General features: G+C 46.6%; 16 protein-coding genes. 7 read left to right on the plus strand and 9 right to left on the minus strand.

The annotated features are described in order from the left end of the window. Position 1 precedes the first annotated feature (1 nt). Positions 2 to 2,746, plus strand: coding sequence for a SusC/RagA family TonB-linked outer membrane protein (locus tag HMPREF0106_RS17895; protein WP_008022044.1), 2,745 nt, complete (start codon positions 2 to 4; stop codon positions 2,744 to 2,746). Next, positions 2,746 to 4,446, plus strand: a complete 1,701-nt coding sequence (locus HMPREF0106_RS17890; protein WP_032851127.1) for a RagB/SusD family nutrient uptake outer membrane protein — start codon at positions 2,746 to 2,748, stop codon at positions 4,444 to 4,446. Before HMPREF0106_RS17895 ends, HMPREF0106_RS17890 begins: the two co-directional genes overlap by 1 nt. 9 nt (positions 4,447 to 4,455) lie before the next feature. Here HMPREF0106_RS17890 and HMPREF0106_RS17885 read toward each other — a convergent pair whose 3' ends face one another. The 3 genes from HMPREF0106_RS17885 to HMPREF0106_RS17875 form a co-directional block, all read right to left on the minus strand. Next, a complete protein-coding gene (locus HMPREF0106_RS17885) occupies positions 4,456 to 5,595 on the minus strand; it encodes a DNA alkylation repair protein (protein ID WP_009039379.1) in 1,140 nt (379 codons plus the stop codon). A 313-nt stretch (positions 5,596 to 5,908) separates the two neighbouring features. Continuing rightward, positions 5,909 to 7,096 (minus strand): molecular chaperone DnaJ, encoded by a 1,188-nt coding sequence (dnaJ, locus tag HMPREF0106_RS17880; RefSeq protein WP_008022049.1) that lies wholly within the window; start codon positions 7,094 to 7,096, stop codon positions 5,909 to 5,911. 99 nt (positions 7,097 to 7,195) lie between these two features. Next, positions 7,196 to 7,777 (minus strand): nucleotide exchange factor GrpE, encoded by a 582-nt coding sequence (locus HMPREF0106_RS17875; RefSeq protein WP_004315797.1) that lies wholly within the window; start codon positions 7,775 to 7,777, stop codon positions 7,196 to 7,198. 307 nt (positions 7,778 to 8,084) lie between these two features. Between HMPREF0106_RS17875 and HMPREF0106_RS17870 the strand changes: the two genes are divergently transcribed. Further along, positions 8,085 to 9,704: an ABC-F family ATP-binding cassette domain-containing protein gene (locus HMPREF0106_RS17870; protein WP_004315798.1), complete on the plus strand. Its 1,620-nt coding sequence runs from the start codon at positions 8,085 to 8,087 to the stop codon at positions 9,702 to 9,704. Between the two features lie 225 nt (positions 9,705 to 9,929). On the opposite strand, the gene HMPREF0106_RS17865 is transcribed toward HMPREF0106_RS17870, so the two are convergent. The 4 genes from HMPREF0106_RS17865 to HMPREF0106_RS17850 form a co-directional block, all read right to left on the minus strand. Then, the gene (locus tag HMPREF0106_RS17865; protein WP_009039380.1) at positions 9,930 to 11,678 is read right to left on the minus strand and encodes an ATP-binding protein; all 1,749 of its coding nucleotides are present in this window, start codon (positions 11,676 to 11,678) and stop codon (positions 9,930 to 9,932) included. A 189-nt stretch (positions 11,679 to 11,867) separates the two neighbouring features. Then, complete coding sequence (locus HMPREF0106_RS17860; RefSeq protein WP_032851128.1) at positions 11,868 to 14,060, minus strand: VapE domain-containing protein; 2,193 nt, start codon at positions 14,058 to 14,060, stop codon at positions 11,868 to 11,870. Between the two features lie 127 nt (positions 14,061 to 14,187). Further along, positions 14,188 to 14,424, minus strand: a complete 237-nt coding sequence (locus HMPREF0106_RS27395; RefSeq protein WP_165861459.1) for a hypothetical protein — start codon at positions 14,422 to 14,424, stop codon at positions 14,188 to 14,190. 650 nt (positions 14,425 to 15,074) lie between these two features. Continuing rightward, positions 15,075 to 15,320 carry a DUF4248 domain-containing protein gene (locus tag HMPREF0106_RS17850; RefSeq protein WP_004297879.1) on the minus strand — a complete coding sequence of 82 codons (246 nt, stop codon included), beginning with the start codon at positions 15,318 to 15,320 and terminating at the stop codon, positions 15,075 to 15,077. Between the two features lie 295 nt (positions 15,321 to 15,615). Here HMPREF0106_RS17850 and HMPREF0106_RS17845 point away from each other — a divergent pair, with 295 nt between their 5' ends. The 3 genes from HMPREF0106_RS17845 to HMPREF0106_RS26985 are packed head-to-tail and all read left to right on the plus strand — an operon-like array spanning position 15,616 to position 16,840. Then, a complete protein-coding gene (locus HMPREF0106_RS17845) occupies positions 15,616 to 16,116 on the plus strand; it encodes an HU family DNA-binding protein (protein ID WP_008644168.1) in 501 nt (166 codons plus the stop codon). A 50-nt stretch (positions 16,117 to 16,166) separates the two neighbouring features. Then, the gene (locus tag HMPREF0106_RS17840; protein ID WP_009039385.1) at positions 16,167 to 16,691 is read left to right on the plus strand and encodes an N-acetylmuramoyl-L-alanine amidase; all 525 of its coding nucleotides are present in this window, start codon (positions 16,167 to 16,169) and stop codon (positions 16,689 to 16,691) included. A gap of 47 nt (positions 16,692 to 16,738) precedes the next feature. Next, positions 16,739 to 16,840, plus strand: a complete 102-nt coding sequence (locus tag HMPREF0106_RS26985) for a smalltalk protein (protein WP_151433306.1) — start codon at positions 16,739 to 16,741, stop codon at positions 16,838 to 16,840. An 89-nt stretch (positions 16,841 to 16,929) separates the two neighbouring features. On the opposite strand, the gene HMPREF0106_RS17835 is transcribed toward HMPREF0106_RS26985, so the two are convergent. Further along, on the minus strand, positions 16,930 to 17,979 hold the full coding sequence (locus tag HMPREF0106_RS17835; protein WP_032851162.1) for a leucine-rich repeat domain-containing protein: 1,050 nt from the start codon (positions 17,977 to 17,979) through the stop codon (positions 16,930 to 16,932). A 103-nt stretch (positions 17,980 to 18,082) separates the two neighbouring features. On the opposite strand from HMPREF0106_RS17835, the gene HMPREF0106_RS17830 reads away from it, so the two are divergent. Next, a complete protein-coding gene (locus HMPREF0106_RS17830) occupies positions 18,083 to 18,979 on the plus strand; it encodes a CPBP family intramembrane glutamic endopeptidase (protein ID WP_009039388.1) in 897 nt (298 codons plus the stop codon). Here the strand turns inward: HMPREF0106_RS17830 and HMPREF0106_RS17825 are convergent. Beyond that, on the minus strand, positions 18,951 to 21,083 hold the full coding sequence (locus HMPREF0106_RS17825) for a Tex family protein (RefSeq protein ID WP_009039389.1): 2,133 nt from the start codon (positions 21,081 to 21,083) through the stop codon (positions 18,951 to 18,953). The two genes, HMPREF0106_RS17830 and HMPREF0106_RS17825, sit on opposite strands and share 29 nt — an antisense overlap. Positions 21,084 to 21,154 lie beyond the last annotated feature (71 nt).

Genomic DNA, 21,154 nt, shown 5'->3' on the forward strand with positions numbered 1-21,154 from the left:
TATGGTACAACACGCTAGACTCATTTTCTACAGCCTTCTTCTTCTGGTAATCCCGTGCGAGGGCACGTTGGCACAGAAGATTCCCGTCGCGCCCATAGACTCATTGATTACCGTAGGATATGCCACCGGAAGTTTGAAAACCCTGTCCGGTTCCGTAGAGAAAATCACGGAGACACAGATGAACAAAGACCAGATAACGAACCCTTTGGAAGCAATCCGTGGACGTGTGCCGGGATTGACCATCCAACGGGGCTCCAACGGACCGGCGGCTCTGGATGCGGTGCGCCTGCGGGGAACTACCTCACTGACCAGCGGCAACGACCCTTTGATTATCGTCGACGGAGTATTTGGCGACTTGAGTATGCTTACCTCCATTTACCCTACGGATATTGAGAGTTTTACCATTCTGAAAGACGCTTCCGAAACCGCACAGTACGGTTCGCGAGGTGCATCCGGTGTGATAGAAGTCACCACCAAAAAAGGGATGAGCGGCAGGACACAGGTGGCTTACAACGGTAGCTTCGGGATTTCCACCGTCTACAAGAATTTGAAAATGCTGTCCGGTGATGAATTCCGCCGTGTAGCATCGGAACGAGGCATTTCCATTCTGGACAAAGGGAACAATACCGATTTCCAGAAAGAGATTGAGCAGACAGGACTGCAACAGAATCATCACATCGCCTTTTATGGCGGTTCCAGTGAGTCCAGTTATCGTGTTTCCCTCGGTTTTATGGATCGTCAGGGAGTGATTCTGAATGAAGACATGAAGAACTTCACTTCAAATATGAACATGAATCAGAAAATGTTCGACGGCTTCCTGAACTGCGAGTTGGGAATGTTCGGCTCCATTCAGAAGAACCATAACCTGGTAGATTATCAGAAAACGTTCTATTCGGCAGCTACGTTCAATCCTACCTATCCCAATCATAAAGACCCCGTCACCAATTCGTGGGACGGAATAACGACCGCCAGCCAAATCACCAATCCGTTGGCATGGATGGAAGTGCAGGACGATGATGCCACTTCGCACATCAGTACGCACGCCCGTCTCACTTTCAATTTGATGGAAGGACTGAAACTAAGCCTGTTCGGAGCTTATACTTACAATATCGTAGAAAATTCGCAATACCTCCCCACTTCCGTCTGGGCGAACGGTCAGGCATACAAAGGAACCAAAAAACGCGAATCTTTATTGGGAAACATGATGCTGACCTATAAGAAAAACTGGAAAAAGCATTTCTTTGACGTACTCGCACTTGCCGAACTTCAGAAAGAGACTTATACCGGCTATTATACCACAGTCAGCAATTTCAGCACCGATAAGTTCGGGTATAATAACCTTCAGGCAGGAGCGCTCCGTTTGTGGGAAGGTACTAATTCCTACTACGAGCAACCGCGCCTGGCATCTTTCATGGGACGCTTCAATTATACATACGCCGACCGCTACGTACTGACGTTGAATGCCCGTACAGATGCTTCCTCCAAATTCGGAGCCAACCATAAATGGGGCTTTTTCCCCTCTGCGTCCGCGGCATGGGTGATTAGTGAAGAAGAATTTATGAAGCAATTCCCCGTGATAGACAATCTGAAATTCCGTATCGGTTACGGTCTGGCAGGTAACCAAAGCGGGATTGACTCATACACAACGCTGAATCTCGTCAAGCCGAACGGTGTCGTCCCCGTCGGAAACTCCGCCATCGTATCTTTGGGAGATCTTCGGAATACGAATCCCGATCTGAAATGGGAAGTGAAACATACCTTTAATACCGGTTTCGACATCGCTTTATTCGGCAACCGCCTGTTGCTTTCCGCCAACTATTACAACTCCCGCACCACGGATATGCTCTACCTTTACAACGTAAGCGTGCCCCCTTTCACCTATAACACCTTGCTTGCCAATATCGGCTCCATGCGCAACTGGGGTACGGAAATCGCCATCGGTATCACCCCTTTGAAAACGAAGGACATGGAACTGAATATCAATGCCAACATCACCTTCCAGCGCAACAAACTGCTTTCATTGAGCGGTATGTATAACGGCGAAATGCTTTCTGCTTCCGAATATAAAAGTCTTGCCAGCCTTGATGGAGCCGGCTTTCACGGCGGCTACAACCACATCGTTTATCAGATGGTGGGGCAACCGTTGGGCGTGTTCTATCTTCCTCACAGCACCGGACTGGAGTCCGACGGAAACGGTGGATATACCTATGGCATCGCCGACCTGAATGGCGGAGGCGTCAGTCTGGAAGATGGTGAAGACCGCTATGTGGCAGGGCAAGCCGTACCCAAAACGATTCTGGGATCTAACATCAGTTTCCGTTACAAGCGTTTCGACCTGTCTTTGCAAATCAACGGAGCTTTCGGACATAAAATCTACAACGGAACTTCCCTGACCTATATGAACATGAATATATTCCCCGACTACAACGTAATGAAGAAAGCTCCGCAACAGAACATCAAGGATCAGACTGCCACCGACTATTGGCTGGAAAAGGGAGATTACGTCAACTTCGACTATGTGACGCTGGGCTGGAATGTGCCGATTGAAAAGGTGCAGAAACTAAAGAAATATGTCCGTTCCCTGCGCTTGGCATTTACTGTCAACAACCTGGCAACCATCTCCGGTTATTCGGGACTTTCGCCCATGATTAACAGTTCCACGGTGAACTCGACGTTGGGCGTGGACGATAAACGGGGGTATCCGTTGGCACGGACGTACACCTTAGGATTGAGTATTAACTTTTAATGGAGGAGGAGAGGATGAAACGATATATGAAAAATAGAAATCAGTTTTTGCAGATCTCAAAGCAAATAATCTACCCTTCAAGAATATTATTATTTTTTCTGGTGACGAGTCTGACCTTATTTTCCTGTGATAAGTTCTTACAGGAAAATCCGAAAGACAAACTACCGGAAGAGGATGTCTACAATACGATCTCGGAAGTATATCTCAATGCGGTAGCTTCGCTTTATACCTACATAGGCGGTTATAGTGACAGTCAGGGATTGCAGGGAACGGGTAGGGGAGTCTACGACCTGAACACTTTCACTTCCGACGAAGCCATCATCCCCACCCGTGGAGGCGACTGGTACGATGGCGGTTTCTGGCAAGGACTTTACCTGCACGATTGGGGTGTTGAGAATGACGCTATTCAAGCTACATGGGAATATCTTTACAAAGTCGTCATGCTAAGCAACAAATCGCTCGAACGGATAGACAAGTTTGCCGAAACCCATTCCGATGCTGCACTTCCGGCATACCGGGCGGAAGTGCAGGCCATGCGAGCCATGTATTATTATTATCTGATGGATTTGTTCGGACGCATCCCGTTGGTTCAATCCTCTTCAGTGGCAATGAAAGAGGTTGTCCAGAGTGAACGGAAAACGGTTTTTGAGTTTGTATTCAAGGAATTGCAGGAAGCGGCTCCTCTGTTGAGCGATGCGCACAGCAACCAGTCCGGTCCTTATTATGGCCGTATCACCCGTCCGGTAGTCACTTTCCTATTGGCTAAACTGGCTCTGAATTCCGAAGTCTATACGGACAATGATTGGACAGACGGACAACGTCCGGACGGAAAAAACATAAAGTTTACAGTGAACGGCAACGAACTCAATGCGTGGGAAACAGTCATCTACTACTGTGACCAGCTAAAGGCGCTGGGCTACAACGAATTGGAACCAAAATACGAAACCAATTTCTCCATTTTTAATGAATCATCGATAGAGAATATTTTTACCATTCCGATGAATAAAACCTTGTACACCAATCAAATGCAATATCTATTCCGTTCCCGCCACTACAATCATGCCAAGGCGTACGGCCTAAGTGGTGAGAACGGCCCCAGCGCAACCATTGAAGCTCTCAAAACCTTCGGTTATGAAACAGACGAACAAGATCCCCGCTTTGATATTTGCTATTTTGCGGGAGTAGTGCGCGACCTGAAAGGAAACATCATCAAGCTGGATGATGGCACCGTATTGGAGTATCTGCCTTGGAAAGTAGCTCTGGATATTACAGATACCCCGTATGAACAAACCGCAGGAGCCCGTATGAAGAAGTACGAAGTCGACCCGACTGCCACAAAAGACGGTAAATTGATGGAGAATGACATTGTACTGTTCCGCTACGCGGATGCTCTGTTGATGAAGAGTAAAGCGAAAGTGCGCAATGGAGCCAGTGGAGATGAAGAACTGAATGAAGTCCGTAGCCGCGTCAATGCCTCCTCCCGTCCTGCCACTTTAGAGAATATCCTTGCCGAACGCCAACTGGAACTGGCTTGGGAAGGTTGGAGACGTCAAGATTTGGTTCGCTTCGGGAAGTTTACAAGAGCTTACAGTAGCCGTCCGCAATTGCTGGATGAGGGAAACGGATATACTACCGTGTTCCCTATACCGGAGAAAATACGGGTGATGAATACGAAGTTGAAGCAGAATCCGGGGTATTAACAGCAGTTATTATTCAATCAACTCAAAACTATATTTTTCAAGTTCATTCCCGTTGATAATCATAGCAATTTGATGAAGTCCGAGATGGAGCTTCCTCGTTGTAACCACCCGGAAAGAATGTTTTCGGGTGATTCGCGTGGTCGAGTTCCCGGCATATTCTTTCTCGCTGATTTTATGCACTTTTTTCGTCAACGTTCCATTTGCTTTTTGGTAATAGATTCCATATTCGAGTCGTATCTTGGTTGTTTGATCGTTCTTGTTCAACAGTTTAAAACTAACCTCCAACGAATCCCCGACTTTCACTTCCGGGCTTGAAATTTGGAAATCCTCCACACAGATATTGCTGATAGTAGAGTTGAAGCCAAACAACTCCATCACCTCCGGATTGCCTTGTTTTAAGAGCGTCCGGCAACCGTGTTTAATAATCCAATCCACCTCTTTCGATTCTCCCTTCCATTTCTTCACTAAATCAATGACGATTTCGGGATTATCTTTCGCGATATCATTCAAATTATTGGCAACGCTCAACCGCACAAATCTTGCCGGATCATTTTTAAGATTTTCCAGAATAGGAATGATAGGCGCAGGATTCTCTTTCAGGTTCGGCAACGCCATCGCCCAGGGAAGACGCGGACGACAACCTTCTGACGCAAGCCGCCTGACTCCCCAATGTTCGTGTTTCGACCAAACCAACATCTGTTTCATCATCTGATCCGGATATTTGATAATAAAAGAATGAGCCACAAGCTCGCAACTTGTGAACTGCGTGATTTTCTCTATCGCCTTGACAGAAGTTTCGTAATCGTCCAGTCCATATTGTTCGACATAATTATCCAGAATCCCCCCATACTCTAAAGTCAAACCAAACTTCGTGTCGTCTATCACCGAGAAATCAGGCCGTGTCTTTTTTATATGATCCAACAATTCAAGTATCTTAGCGATCGCCTCTTTGTAATCTGCCGGTAAAAACTTTCTTAGCACCGTTGTGATGTGCATGCAACGTTGTTTAAGTTCCCTGCCTTCCCATTCATCGTCCATCACTTGAGATACAAACTCGCAAGCATCAAAATCGTCGATAACAAGTTTCAAATCTTTCGTAAACAGATCGAAAAATTGCTCGTTAAACATGTTTTTAAAAGGTTCTGCCATTCTTTAAATATATAGTTTAGTTAAACAGTTATTGTTTTTTTATGGAGCGACTAAATAATGTTTCTTTGATAAATTCGTTTTTTATAATTTGAATTTTAAAGTGTTGATAATTATTTTATGCCGATCTATTTGTTTGTTATACAAATATATGCCATTTTTTTTAGGATAGCCCTATATTGCGCCTTATTTAGGTAAACTATATGAAAAGATTGTGCGAGAGGGAGTCTATTTAGAGAATATCATAAAAAAAGTGGGCCACAAAAAGATTGCAGCCCACTTATACCTTATATATGATAATATGATAGCAAAAAGACTAATCGAAGAAACTCTTGAATTTCTTGAAAATCTTCTCTTTTACCGACGTGTTAGGTTTGAAATTGTCTGAAGCTTCCATCTTTTCGAGCGTGTTCTTTTCCTCCTTGTTGAGAGCTTCCGGCACATAGATACTGATATTGACCAGCAAATCTCCCGTACCGTACCCGTTTACATTCGGCAATCCCTTGCCACGCAAGCGAAGCACTTTACCCGGTTGAGTACCCGAATCAATCTTCACTTTCACTTTGCCGTCGATTGTCGGAATTTCCACAGCACCGCCCAGTGCAGCCGTCGGGAAACTAAGCAACAGATTATAAATCAAATCATTCTCGTCGCGAATCAAGTCCTGATGCGGTTCTTCCTCAACGAGGATCAATAAGTCGCCTGCCACACCGTTGTGCTTGCCGGCATTTCCTTTGCCGCCCATAGAGAGCTGCATACCTTCTGCCACTCCGGCAGGGATTTTCACGGTTACCACTTCCTCGCCGTAAACGATTCCGTCGCCACCACACTTCTTACATTTATTCTTGATAATCTTTCCCTCGCCGCCACACGTAGAACAAGTGACGCGAGTCTGCATCGTGCCCAGAATGGTCTGCTGGTTACGGATCACCGATCCGCTACCCTTACAAGTAGGACAAGTCTCCGATCCGCCGTCACCCTCGGCACCCGTGCCATGACACTGGTCGCACGGCACATATTTTTTGAGTTTAAATTTCTTTTCTACTCCGGTAGAGATTTCCTTCAACGTCAGCTTCACTTTCACACGGAGGTCACTGCCGCGATACCGACGTTGCTGTGAACCGCCACCGCCGCCAAATCCGCTGAATCCTCCGAAGCCTCCCCCGAAACCGCCGCCGCGGCCACCGAAGATGTCGCCAAACATAGAGAAGATGTCATCCATCGACATTCCCTCGCCACCGAAACCACCGAACGGACCGCCATTGCCTGCCGCACCGCTCACTCCCGCATGACCGAACTGATCGTAACGCGAACGCTTCTCCGGATTGCTCAACACGTCGTATGCCTCGGCCGCCTCCTTAAATTTCTCTTCAGCCTCCTTGTCGCCCGGATTCTTGTCGGGGTGATACTGAATTGCTTTCTTACGGTATGCTTTCTTTATTTCTTCTACTGTGGCTGTCTTCGTCACCTCCAATATTTCGTAATAGTCTCTTTTTTCTGCCATGCCCATTTATTGATTTATGATTTTTGATTTATGATTTATGATTTACTCTGCAGTAGGATAGTGCAGCCATAAATCATAAATCATAATTCATAATTCTTTTCATTCTCCTACTACCACTTTAGCGTGGCGGAGCACTTTGTCGTTCAGTGTATATCCCGTTTGCACACAGTCCAGAATCTTACCTTTCTGTGCTTCCGACGGTGCGGGGATTACCGCGATGGCTTCATGGTAATCAGTGTCCAGTGGTTGGTCTTTTGTTTCGATGACTTTCACACCGTTTTGTGCCAGGACAGCCATAAATTTATTGTAAATCAGTTCTACTCCTTCTTTTACGGCATTGACATCTGTTGCCGTTTCCATTGTTTTGATGGCACGTTCGAAGTCGTCCACCACCGGAAGAATGCTGCTAAGGCTCTTTTCGCCACCGTTCAGAATCAGTTCGGCCTTTTCCTTCATGGTGCGTTTCCGGTAGTTGTCAAATTCGGCAGACAAGCGCAGGTATTTATCCTTCTGCTCTTCAATCTCCTCTTGGGCCTTTTCCAGTTCTTTTTCCAACTCTTCTTCATGAGTCAGGGGAGTGGCGTCCTCCGCTTGTTCGTTTTGCGGTTGTTCTTCCGCATGGTTTTGAGTTTCCTCAACGTTCAGTTCTTCTTCCTTCACTTTTTTTTCTTTCGGATCCATCTTGGTATTTACTATTTTACTAGTTGCTATTTACTATTTAACACACACGTTATCTTACTTGGTAGAATAACGCCAATAAACATACCGGGCTGACCGGATGTCATTGATTTTGTCTGCAAAAACTTTGCCAAGTTGGCTGTTTTGCCAAAAAACGCAGCAAAGGTAACACTTTTATGTCAGATTGGCACATATCAGATAGCTCATAATTCATTTTAAATGTCTAACTTTGCACGCTAAAATAGTTAATACTAAAATAGTAACTAACGAAATAGTAAAATAGTAACTAGTAAAATAGTAAATAAAGAAGATGATTACAGTTTCGAACGTTTCGGTACAGTTTGGTAAAAGAGTGTTGTTTAATGACGTAAACTTGAAGTTTACGAGTGGTAATTGTTATGGTATTATTGGTGCTAACGGTGCGGGAAAATCTACCTTCCTTCGTACGATTTACGGAGATTTGGACCCGACAACGGGTACCATTGCGCTCGGACCGGGCGAACGCCTTTCGGTGTTGAGCCAGGACCACTTTAAGTGGGACTCTTATACCGTTATGGATACTGTGATGATGGGGCATACTGTGTTGTGGGACATCATGAAGCAACGCGAAGAATTGTATGCGAAAGAAGATTTCACAGATGAAGACGGACTGAAAGTATCCGAGTTGGAAGAGAAATTTGCCGAGTTGGACGGATGGAATGCGGAAAGCGACGCAGCCATGCTGTTGAGCGGACTGGGCGTGAAAGAAGATAAGCATTACGTATTGATGGGTGAGTTGAGCGGTAAGGAAAAAGTGCGTGTCATGCTGGCGCAGGCATTGTACGGAAATCCGGACAACCTCTTGCTCGATGAGCCTACCAATGACTTGGATATGGAGACAGTGACTTGGTTGGAAGAGTATCTCTCCAACTTCGAGCATACCGTATTGGTAGTGAGCCACGACCGTCACTTCCTCGATTCTGTATGTACGCACACCGTAGACATCGACTACGGAAAAATCAATATGTTTGCCGGTAACTATAGTTTCTGGTACGAATCCAGCCAGTTGGCTCTTCGTCAGCAGCAGAACCAGAAGGCGAAGGCTGAAGAGAAGAAGAAAGAGTTGGAAGAATTTATCCGCCGTTTCAGCGCCAACGTAGCGAAGAGCAAGCAGACCACGAGCCGTAAGAAGATGTTGGAGAAACTGAACGTAGAAGAAATCAAACCTTCTTCACGTAAGTATCCGGGCATTATCTTCACTCCCGAACGCGAGCCGGGCAACCAGATTCTGGAAGTTTCCGGATTGAGCAAGAAGACGGAAGAAGGCGTAGTGCTTTTCAACGACGTCAACTTCAACGTAGAGAAAGGTGACAAAGTGGTATTCCTGTCGCGCAACCCGCGTGCGATGACTGCGTTCTTCGAAATCATCAACGGAAACATGAAGCCGGATGCCGGTACCTTCAACTGGGGGGTAACCATTACCACTGCTTACCTGCCGCTGGATAATACCGATTTCTTCAATACCGACCTCAACCTGGTGGACTGGTTGAGCCAGTTTGGCGAAGGAAACGAAGTGTATATGAAAGGTTTCCTCGGTCGTATGCTTTTCTCCGGCGAAGAGGTGTTGAAGAAAGTAAGCGTACTCTCCGGAGGCGAGAAGATGCGTTGTATGATTGCCCGTATGCAGCTCCGCAATGCGAACTGTCTGATTCTGGACACTCCGACCAACCACTTGGATTTGGAATCTATCCAGGCATTCAACAACAACCTGAAGACGTACAGGGGAAACATCCTTTTCTCTTCTCATGACCACGAGTTTATCCAGACGGTTGCCAACCGCATCATCGAACTGACACCGAACGGTATCATCGACAAGATGATGGAGTATGACGAATATATCACGTCCGATCACATCAAGGAATTGAGAGCGAAGATGTACGGGGATAAGTAATTCCCCGTCTTGGATGTCGTAGCCATCGTATAAAACTTAGGCGCGAATTACACGGATAACACGTTTCTGATTTTAAAGAAATCGTGCAATTCGTGTAATCCGCGCTTGATTTTTATAGATAGGATTCCATTCACCTGTTCTGATGAGATTATTTATTTAGCCCAATATCAGATGTGGAGGTGAGTGCATACCTAAATCGGTGTTTGTGATGTGACAAGTACTTTATTATACCTCTTCCATCAGCACCAATTCCCAACTGCGCCATACGATCGTTGCCAGTTTCAATCCCCCTTTCTCACGAGCTTCTGCCACACATTCATCCTTGCTATAGCGAATCAACTGTTCCCGTGCATCATCGGCAAGTGCGCGTATCTCTTTCTCCGACGCTCCTGCTTTCGCATACTTCACCTCCAATAGATACGTGTACGGTGGAGATACAGGTGCCGCCGGACTGGGCTTAAAGAAGAAATCGGCAAAACCCTTATTCATCTCATATTCCGGATATAGTTGATAATAGCGGAACATACTTAGATAGGCGAGGAGGAATCCTTTGATATGAGCTTCCCCTTCTATGTACTCCCTTATCCGGCTCTGTTCCCGAATGGCCTCTGCTAGAAATTCGAACAACGGTTTCCAGTCTCCTTTGAAGGACATATTCTCAAACAGAGTGCGCAAGCGGTTTACGTCGAGCTTGAAGATGTCATGACGGGCATATCCCTGAATCAGGAAATTGAATAGCTGTTCGCGAACCACCAGATTGGGAATGTGCAGGATGGGACGCCCCATCATATCCACCCCCTTGATAGAAAGCAGTCCGAAATAGAACAGCAGAGATTTGAAGTTGCCCACGTCCGTCATTTCCAGTGCGGAGAAATGGGTGACTATTTCAGTCACTATCTCGCCTTGCTCTGCAATCTCCTTGATGACGGAGAAGTTTTCGCCCAGTCCATGGTCGAGACGGACAAGGTAGGCAAGCTTGTTAAAGTCCGTACGGATATTGGGATCTACAATCTCGTCCGGTTTTACTCCGTGCAATATCAATGACTTCATGCAGTAGAGCACCATGTCCGAGTTGAACATACAATCTGCTAATTTATTTTTACTGAAGCAATAATTGTCATAGTTAGGCTTCATCATTGTCACCGCATCGTCTACCGACATCGGGAGAGCGCCTTGTTCCTTATAATACGTCAGCATCTCGCGCAATTCCTTCTCGCTGAAACCTACAAGGTCGTTAAACCACGGGTCGGTGGTGATATTCGTTCCGATGTTGAATCCGCTTGTCACGTCGTCCATCGTCACCGGGCTTACTCCCGTGATGAACAAACGGTTGACGGCAGAACCCATTCCCGTCGTGGCGGCTTTGATTACATTGAAAAACCTGCGGATATACCCTTCACCATGCGTCGCTTTTCGATATAAGTCCGTGCCGTAAGTAGAAAGAATGGTATTCGTGAAATTATCGTATTCATCAATCAGGAGGTAGATTTTGATGTCTCCCTTGAGGGTGGCATACGAATTGATGGCGGATAGCAGTGCTCCCGGTTCTTCGAGCGTTTCTTCGTTCAGCACGTTCCAGATTTCCTTTCCCAAAATATGTTCGTACTTTTGCAGAAAATGTCTTAGTTTCCCGCAACAATGCAACCGGAAAGATTCCTCCACCTCATTGATATTCGAGCTCACCTCCGAGAAATTGAATCTCATGATGAGAAACTGGTTATGTATCGGCGTAGGATGCTGCCCGATATACAGATGGCCGAACAATTCGTCGAACTGGTCGGCATACCGAACGTCATAATAAGCCTCCAGCATTGCCAGCGTCAGACTTTTCCCGAAGCGCCGGGGACGGATCAGGAACAGATAAGACGGTTGCATTTCTATCTTTTCGATAAACATCGTCTTATCTACATAATAATAGTTTTCTTTTTGGATGCGACCGAAATCCGTCAATCCGTATGGTATTTGCTTCATCATATTGCGATTCCTTTCTTTATTCATCATTCATATCGAGCAAATATACGGAAAACGGATGAATGTGACACGTTTAATGCCACTAATTTATCCGTTTATCTGTTATTTCGTGCAAAAACGACTATCCGGAGCAAAAAAGCTATTTTGTGGAAAAACGACTATCCGTGGGAAAACTGCCATTTCGCGGGAAAACTACAACTCCAACCCCGTCTGCACCGGGAGTTGCGGGCGTATTGAATTTTCTTTGCGCTCTTCGGCCGAATACTCCACCACCCAATATTCCGTGATGTTGTTGGAGGTCTTCCGTGAGTGGAAATGGTTGTTTTCCAATACCGTGACCAGCATTTGTTTCATCTGTGCGTTGGCTTGTGTGCGCCCGTTCATGCTCAATATTGACAGCAGCTGGGAGGCAGGATACCATTTTGCTTGTATATCGTTTGGTCTGGCTGGCCGGAAATAGAAGAAAAGATTCTCCTCTAACGGATCTTTTTGGCGGAACGCCTCATTGCGGTTGTTGAGAAACGTAATCTCCTGGTTCTCATACCAATATTGAAACCCCTGCCGGTAGAGTGCGTATGCTTGTGCATATATCCCCTGATGGTTGACAGGCGTGTGATAATCTATTTCCAGCAACGTATTGAACAGGATGCGCCTGTTCTCGCCGATGTCCGGCAGACAGTGCGGGTTGTTGGTGCTGGCGATGAATGATGCGCGGCGGATGAACGTATAATTTTGGATGTCGTAAACCTTCCGTTCGTTCATTACATCTTGCGTGATGAGACTTTTCAACTCCTGCATGCGTGCGGGAGAGAGTGTATCAAACTCATCCAGATTGATGAGCAGGCAGGACGACATTTGCAGGAGATGGTCTTTGTTGTCGGGACTAATCATGCCGTTGCGATAATAATCCTTCAGCTCCGGTGGGAGGAGATGGCGGACAAAAGTACTCTTGCCTTTTCCCTGTGCGCCGTGGAGCAGCATCAACTGGTGGTTTTGCGCTTCGTCGTCGATGGCACATGCTACCATTCCCACCAGCCAGCGGCGGAAGCTGTCTTCAAAAAAAGCCTGGTCTGCCGCTTTCACTGTTTTTGTCAGTTGGCCGATGTGGTCTGTTTTCCCGTCCCATGTCTGGAGTGAGGTGAAATAATGGATAAACGGGTTGAACGGCTTTGCATAGTCCGAGTCTACCAGTGCTTTCAAATTAGCTTGCGAACTGTATATCTTCTTCATCTGTGCGTTGATATAGAATGTGTTGACATCCTTTGTGCGCAATGTACTGAAAGGCGGCTGCTCTGTTTTAGGGAGATCAGGTATTATTTTCCGGAACTCGATTTGCTCTTTCACCACGTTTCTCCTGATTTCGTAGTGTTCGTCCATAAATTTGATGACTTGGCATATTCTCGGTTGTTGGCTTTCTTCTTCCGCCTGATCGGTCTTTGAGGTGTATTGGTAGGCATTGTGCAAGGGCAGTTCGAGGTCGAAGTCGGGTAGGTCGCCGAAATGACTGTGTGCCAGACTGACGGCTTCCTCTTCCGTGATATGGCGGTGGTAACACTGATTGCCGAGACAATAGAAGAAATTGTCCCGGTTGCCTATCTCGAGACGTTCTTTGCGTTTGGTGTACTCCAGCGCCTTGCGGAAGTCGAGTTGCACTTGCAGGTCGATGGGCGACGCATTCTCCTGCACGGGGAGGAGCGGGGATCGTTTTCCCGGATTTTTGCGCTTCTTGTTTTTACATTCTTCTTCAGTGGGCAGTGTCACTTTTACGGTCAGCGGCTTCACGTTTTCCAGTCGTTCGGTAGAGAGGAAGGCGTCCGGATCGTGCGACACGAAGAATCCGCGTCCCGGGTCGCTTCCGCTGGTGTCTACTTTGGTATTGAGCAGCTTTTCATATTGGCTGCTTGCCAGGGCGTACATGCGGTGGTGGTAGCGTTCGAGGGTGAGGAAGTCTACGGTTCCCAATGCGTTCAGTTCGGTGCGTAAGGCTTCCGCTTCATTGCTGGTGGGGTAGACGAAGATCTTCAGCCCGTGCATCCGGGGGCTGACGAAGCTGCCTAGCGTGTCGGGGCAATCGTTCACTAGTTGGCGGAATTCCGGGATCTTTTCTGCCGGCATATCGTCACAGTCGAGCGTGATGATGTCCTGATACTTGTCCAGACTGTAAGCCAGCCTTTCCTTGGCGTAAGTAGCCGTGATGGTGCAGTAGGGCAGTTGCTTCTTCATGTGGTCTGCTTTCACCGTTTCTCCTGCATCCATTGCTTCCCGAAGTCTCCGGATTCTGTCCCGGTAGACATCCCCCCGGATAAATTCGAACATTTGCCGGATACTGATACTTCCTGATACAAGTGATAATCCCCTGTATGTCGTTATTGAGATATTTTCCATTTTAATTATTGATATGAATGTAAGTCGTGTCAATATTAACACACTGCAAAGGACGGCTTTTCATGTAGAATAAAAAAACTGCTTTTGGTACTCAAAAAGCAGTTTTTTAACAGTCGGTTCTTTCGTGTTAATCCTCAAGAAGCGTTCTTTTCATTCTTTGTATCTCATAATCAATCTCTTCCACGCTTAATGATTCGTCCGAATCATCCGATTTCTTGAAATCAACAGCCATAAACAACAACTCTGCAAAGTATTTGGGGCTTTTAATGTTAAAAACAGAGTCATGGTCATAACAGAGATGGACAAAGGGGAGGAGAAACTTCTTGCGGTCGCCTGGACTTACCTCTATTCTGTTGGTATACAAATTGTTGACAGTGCCAAGCATTTGCGTGATAAACGGGGATACTTGGGGAAATTCTCCCTTTTCGAGTGTTACAGCCTGTTTGTTCTGGTAAACGAAGCCTTCGGAAAAAATGTCTTTTTTCTCATGATTTTAAGTGTTATTTGACTAGTGTTAAAAAATGTTGGTCTAAAAAGACGCAAAGGTACATTTTATTTTGTTCCTATCGTTTACTTATACTTTTTATTCTCTTTATATATTTTATTTGATGGAAAAAGCGTGTAATTGAGGTGGAACCCCTCCACCTCAATTACACGCTTTTTCTATATAAAAAGAATATTCTCTCGCGCCTGCGCACGTGTACATTATTAAATAAGAAAACTAACAGCATTCAATAAGAAAACACACAGCCTGTTTGTCCTCAAGATACCATATATTACACCGCGTCCCATCATAATATCGACAGGGCACGGTTGCAGGGCTGGCATTATAAAACAGATATTGGACAGAATACTCCCATAACCGCTTTTGTTTTCATTATAGCTAATCTTGATTTCATTATAGCTAATCTTGATTTCATTATAGCTAATTCTGATTTCATTATAGCTAATCTCGATTTCATTATAGCTAATTTTATTTTCGTTATAGCTAATCAGCACTTGCCCTAAAGAGATTCATGGCTCATCAAGATACCTCACGATGAGCCGCACCTGCCTTGCACTATAAGCGTGGTCGTTTTTTCCTTCGCCGCCGCTATACATTGCGTCATATAATTCCTTGTTATTTCTGATCCACTCCCTCATTTTTCGCATGGCATACACCAACGGTACATACGGATTATATAAATGTGCCAGCTCCGATTTCAAATACGGACGTATGACAAACGGCTCCTCTGCTATCTCTTCTTTTTCTGCTTTCATATCTTCGGAAAATTAATTTTATCGTATTCCAAATATACGGAAAATCTCCCGCTTGTCCAAGTATATAAGTCAAATAAAATCACTCTGAATAAAAGTAAATACATTCTGAATGAAAGTAAGACAAACTAGGTCAAAGTAAGACAAAGTACGTCATTCCATCCCCTTATAATACACTACCTTTGAGGTATCGAAAGAAAAAGAAACAGAGCTCGTTCCTCTCTTCCGATATTGATTGCGACAACCGCAATCTGTAATATTTATTTTTCAATTATTAATTCTCAATTTTTAATTTATCATGGCAATACCATTTAAAAGAATGGGTCGTAAAGACCCGAGAAAGGTTGATGGGGTGGTGAAGTATCATCCGCAACTTGTGACGCAGGGACAGAGTGTAGACCTGGATAAACTTGCTTACACGATGAAAGAGAAAAGTTCCCTGTCGCTGGGTGACATTCAGAGTGTGCTGACTAATCTCGTAGAAGCGATGCGTACGGCGCTGTTCGACGGTAAATCCGTCAATATCCATGATTTTGGTGTATTCAGCCTTTCCGCTACCACGCGGGGAGTGGACACGAAAGATGAGTGTACGATGAAGAACATCAAGACGGTGAACATCAATTTCCGTCCTTCGAGCAGTGTCCGTCCTAATCTGACGTCTACCCGTGCCGGTGAGAAAATCGAGTTTCTGGATCTCGACGCGCCCAAGAAAAAGAAAACCGATGGTGAAGATCCCGGTGATGAAGGTGGCGGAGACTCCGGTGGAGGTAGCGGTGAAGCTCCGGATCCGGCAGCTTAATTCGTAGAGTGCAGATAATGTTTACAACTGATAAGAAAAATAGTGGCACTATGATGAGAAAGATTGATTTGATCGTGATCCACTGTTCCGCCACCCGTGCCGACCGTTCTCTCACCCTGGATGACTTGGAGATGCAACACCGTCGGCGTGGATTTAACGGAACAGGTTATCACTACTACATCCGCAAGGATGGAACAGTGCATCTCACCCGACCGATTGAACGTATCGGTGCGCACGTGAAAGGATTCAATTCGAACAGTGTCGGTATCTGCTACGAAGGCGGTTTGGATGCCCACGGTTGTCCGGCAGACACGCGGACACCGGAACAACGGGCGGCACTCAAACTGCTGGTACATCAATTGCTTGAGACTTTTCCCGGTAGCCGGGTGTGCGGTCACCGGGATTTAAGTCCCGACCGCAACGGAAACGGGGAGATTGAACCGGAAGAGTGGATCAAGGCGTGTCCGTGTTTTGAGGTGAAAGCGGAATTTGGGGTTACCGCTGCACGACATCTTAATTCTCGACCGGACAACAACGATATGTGTCCAACCAGACACCTAGTGCGCAGGTCATAGGAAGTAATGAATCATTTAAAGAGTTCGGAAAGGAGGTGTGTAGAGTTATGGCAAGTAAGAAATCCCTTTGGGATATGATTTTGAAAGTAGTCATCGCGGTGGCGTCAGCAGTAGCAGGCGTATTTGGAGCCAATGCGATGAGTCTGTAAGAAACAGAGGATTAGTTTATTTGAGAGAGGGTGCATAGGTTTTCTATTTCACCCTCTCTATTTTTTTACTCATAAAATAAATCGTATATTTATTTCTTATAAACCAACTTACTCGGAACTTCCTCCCCGAATAAATTATCTCCCAGCGTCGTAATCTTATTTCCGGTAGCCAACACATAGCGGAGATTATCGCATCCCATAAAAGCACCGAACTCGATAGCCGTCACACTGGCCGGCAGCTCCAACGTACCGCAAAGGCGACCGCAGTTGCTAAATACACGCTGTCCGATAGATTTCAGATTATGAGGTAATTTCATATTCAGTAGATACTTCTTCTGTGCGAAAGTGAAGTCGGGGATAGCCGTTGCGTTCGTTCTGGAAATATCGACAGAGACGAGATTCGGCATATAATCGCGGATCAGTTTGAAGTCGGCGTTATCCAGCTTGCCCTCAACGGTCAGGAAGTTGATGTCTCTGGGTTGCAGTCCCGCTTTCAGGATCTCTTCTTCCAGTTTGCCCATGGCGCCCACTTGCAGGGTAGTCTCTACCGGTTCCCCCTCGATAAACGCAAAGTTCTGCCATCTGTCCTTGTAGCGGTAAGAGTCGCTGCTGCCCAGGGGGACGAAGATAGCGGTAACGCTGTCTGCCAACGCTTCCGGCAACAGGTTGGGAGCTGTCTTCTTGCGGATCTGGCAGATTTTCAGGTTCTCGCAACCTTTGAAGGCGGCATCTTCGATATTCTTTGTTTTCTCCGAAAGAATCACTTTCTCCAGCGTGGCTTTGCCTTTGGTCACTCCGTCCACCACATTCGAGAATGCGTATGCAGGAATGAAGTTCGGCATATAAATATAGAATTTCCCGTTGGGATAAGTGCCCGCTTTTCCGCTGTACATCTTGATTTCAGCGTTCGAAATATCCAATACTTTCAGATTATCAAATTCGTCACGGAGATGGCGGAAGTCCTCCGCGTTCAGTTTGCCGGTCAGTGTGAGATGGGTGACACTGTTGGCTTCCTCTTCAGTCATCATGGAAATCAGCGTACCGGGCTTACTCACATAATACGTTTTACTCACTTGGGCGGCTACTCCTAACGCATTAGCGGCCAATAAGAAACTTATCAATAGTAGTTTTATTTTCATAATTTTGTAGATTTGTTCTGACAAATATAGGAAAAATAGAGAATACATGATGTTTTTTTATGTTTTATATCTAATTTTGTAGCCGGATTAACAAATTGTAAAAATGGAGGCAGACAACATTGCTGGGGGCAAAGAACCCAAAAGACTTCCTGTGTGGGCTTGTATCCCGCTGTTTATTGTGATACTTTTCATCCTTCTTGGATTGTATGGTACGCTGGCCCGCGGATGTTTGTCGTTGGTGTTGGGTGTGGAAGCCCGCCATCCGGGAGTGATGGGATACATTATCCTCGAAGCCAGTATGCTGCTCGCCGTTCTAACCGCCGCCATTCCTATGCTCCGCTTCGAACGCCGTCCGTTTTCTGATTTGGGGCTCTCCTTAAAAGGACACGTCAAGGGACTGTGGTATGGCTTCCTGATGGCAATCCTGCTCTATCTGTTCGGCTTCGGAATCTCGTTCGTTTTGGGAGAGATAGAAGTCACCGGTTTCCAGTTCAAGCCGTTGGATCTGCTGGGCTCGTGGGTGTTTTTCCTGCTGGTCGCCTTGTTCGAAGAAATACTGATGCGCGGCTATATCCTCGGACGCCTATTGCATACCACCATGAATAAATTCCTGGCGCTTTTCATCTCGGCAGCGTTATTCGCCTTTATGCACATCTTCAATCCCGAAATAGCTTTCCTGCCCATGCTCAACCTGTTGCTGGCAGGTATGCTGCTGGGAGCTTCCTATCTATATACGCGGAACCTGTGTTTCCCTATCTCGCTCCATCTTTTCTGGAATTGGATTCAAGGCCCCATCCTCGGTTATCAGGTAAGCGGAAACAACTTCACCACCAGTATGCTGACTTTGCGTATGCCCGAAGAAAACGTACTGAATGGCGGAGCCTTCGGTTTTGAAGGCTCGCTCATTTGCACAGTACTTATGATTGTATTTACGATTCTGATCGTGTGGTGGGGAGAGAAAAGAGAAGCAATCAGTCTTGCGGTACCCCGATCATGCTAAGTTGAATCCGTTTCCGGTCATAATCTACATTCATCACCCTCACCATGACGTGCTGATGGATGGACACCACTTCTGTCGGGTCGGAAATGAACCGTTCCGCTAATTGAGAAAGGTGTACAAGGCCGTTCTCCTTAATTCCTATATCGACAAACGCCCCGAAATTGGTGATATTGCCTACAATGCCCGGAAGAATCATCCCTTCGCGCAAATCGGCTATGGTGCGTACGTTCTTGTCGAACTCAAAGACTTTGATAGCCTTGCGCGGGTCACGTCCCGGCTTGTCGAGCTCCTGCAGAATGTCCTGTAAGGTAGGCAGGCCGACGGTAGGAGTGATGTAGTCGGAAATATTGATCTTCCGGCGAAGTTCCTTGTCGGCTATCAACTCGTCGATGGTGCATTTCAGGTCTTTGGCCATTTGCTCTACGATGTGGTAACTTTCCGGATGCACGGCGGTATGATCCAACGGATTTTTAGCTCCGGGGATGCGAAGAAATCCGGCGCATTGCTCGAAGGCTTTGGCGCCCATGCGCGGCACTTTCATCAGTTCTTTCCGCGAACCGAAAGCTCCGTTCTCCGCCCGGTAATTGACAATGTTCTGTGCCAGTTGGGGGCCCAGACCGGATATATAGGTGAGCAGATGACTGCTTGCCGTATTGAGATTTACCCCGACCAGGTTCACGCAATTCTCTACCGTCTGATCGAGTGCTTTCTTCAGCTTCGTCTGGTCTACATCGTGTTGGTATTGACCCACGCCGATAGACTTTGGATCTATCTTCACCAACTCTGCCAACGGATCCATCAGGCGGCGTCCGATGGAGACTGCCCCACGCACCGTTACGTCGTAATCCGGAAACTCGTCACGAGCAATTTTGGAAGCCGAATAAATGGAAGCCCCCTGCTCGCTGACTACAAACACGGGTATCTGACGGTCGAAACTCTGACTGTTGATGAAATCTTCCGTCTCCCGGCTTGCCGTTCCGTTGCCGATGGAGATGGCTTCTATCTGGTAGGCCTCAATCATCTTGCGAAGTTTCGAAGCAGCCTCGCCGGTCTTGTTGATCGGAGGATGCGGATAGATATTCTCATTATGCAACAGATTGCCTTGTGCGTCGAGACAAACCACCTTACATCCGGTACGGAATCCGGGGTCGATGGCGAGCACCCGTTTTTGTCCCAATGGCGGAGCGAGAAGAAGTTGGCGGAGGTTTTCGGTGAATACGCAAATTGCTTCATCGTCGGCTTTCTCTTTGGATTGGGCGGCAAATTCTGTCTCAATGGAAGGCTTGAGCAACCGTTTGTAAGCATCCGTCGTGGCTTCGCCCACTTGCCGGCTACATTCGTTGTTGCCACGTACGAATTGGCGTTCCAAACGTTCGATGCAGGCCTCGTCGTCGGGATTGATAGACACTTTCAGCAACCCTTCCGACTCTGCCCGGCGGATGGCGAGCAGACGGTGGGACGTGCAACGTTTCAGTGGCTCGGAGAAATCGAAATAATCGCGGTATTTCGCTGCTTCTTCCTCTTTTCCTTTGACTAGTTTGGCCGTAATCTCTGCCTGTCGCCCAAACTGGTTACGTACCGCGTTGCGGGCACGCTCGTCTTCGTTCACCTGCTCCGCGATAATGTCACGCGCACCTTTCAGCGCGTCTTCCACATCTTTCACTTCACCTTTTACAAAGGAAGCAGCTTTGGCGCTAAGGTTGTTTTCCCGTTGCAACAGCAGGATGGTGGCAAGCGGCTCCAGCCCTTTCTGGCGGGCCACTTCGGCACGTGTCTTCCGTTTGGGTTTGTAAGGGAGGTATATATCTTCCAGTTCCGTCGGGTTCCAGGTGTCGTTGATGCGTTTCTCCAGTTCCGCAGTCAGTTTGCCCTGTTCGGTGATGGTGCCGAGAATCGTTTCTTTCCGTTTGGCTATGTCGCACAACTTATCGTGTTGCTCTTTGATCTGCTCTATTTGCACCTCATCCAGCCCGCCAGTGGCTTCTTTGCGGTATCGGCTGATGAAAGGAATCGTAGCACCTTCGCCCAAAAGATGGAGCGTGCTGCTTATTTGTCTTTCCGGTATGCCCAGAAATCCGGAAATCATCTTGTGAAATAATTCCATAATTTGTATTTTTTGACAGTAAATGAGCGACAAAAATACATATAAATCTGTTAAACCCGACAAGTTTTACT

It is taken from the genome of Bacteroides sp. D22 (genome assembly GCF_000163675.1).
Lineage (GTDB): Bacteria > Bacteroidota > Bacteroidia > Bacteroidales > Bacteroidaceae > Bacteroides > Bacteroides xylanisolvens.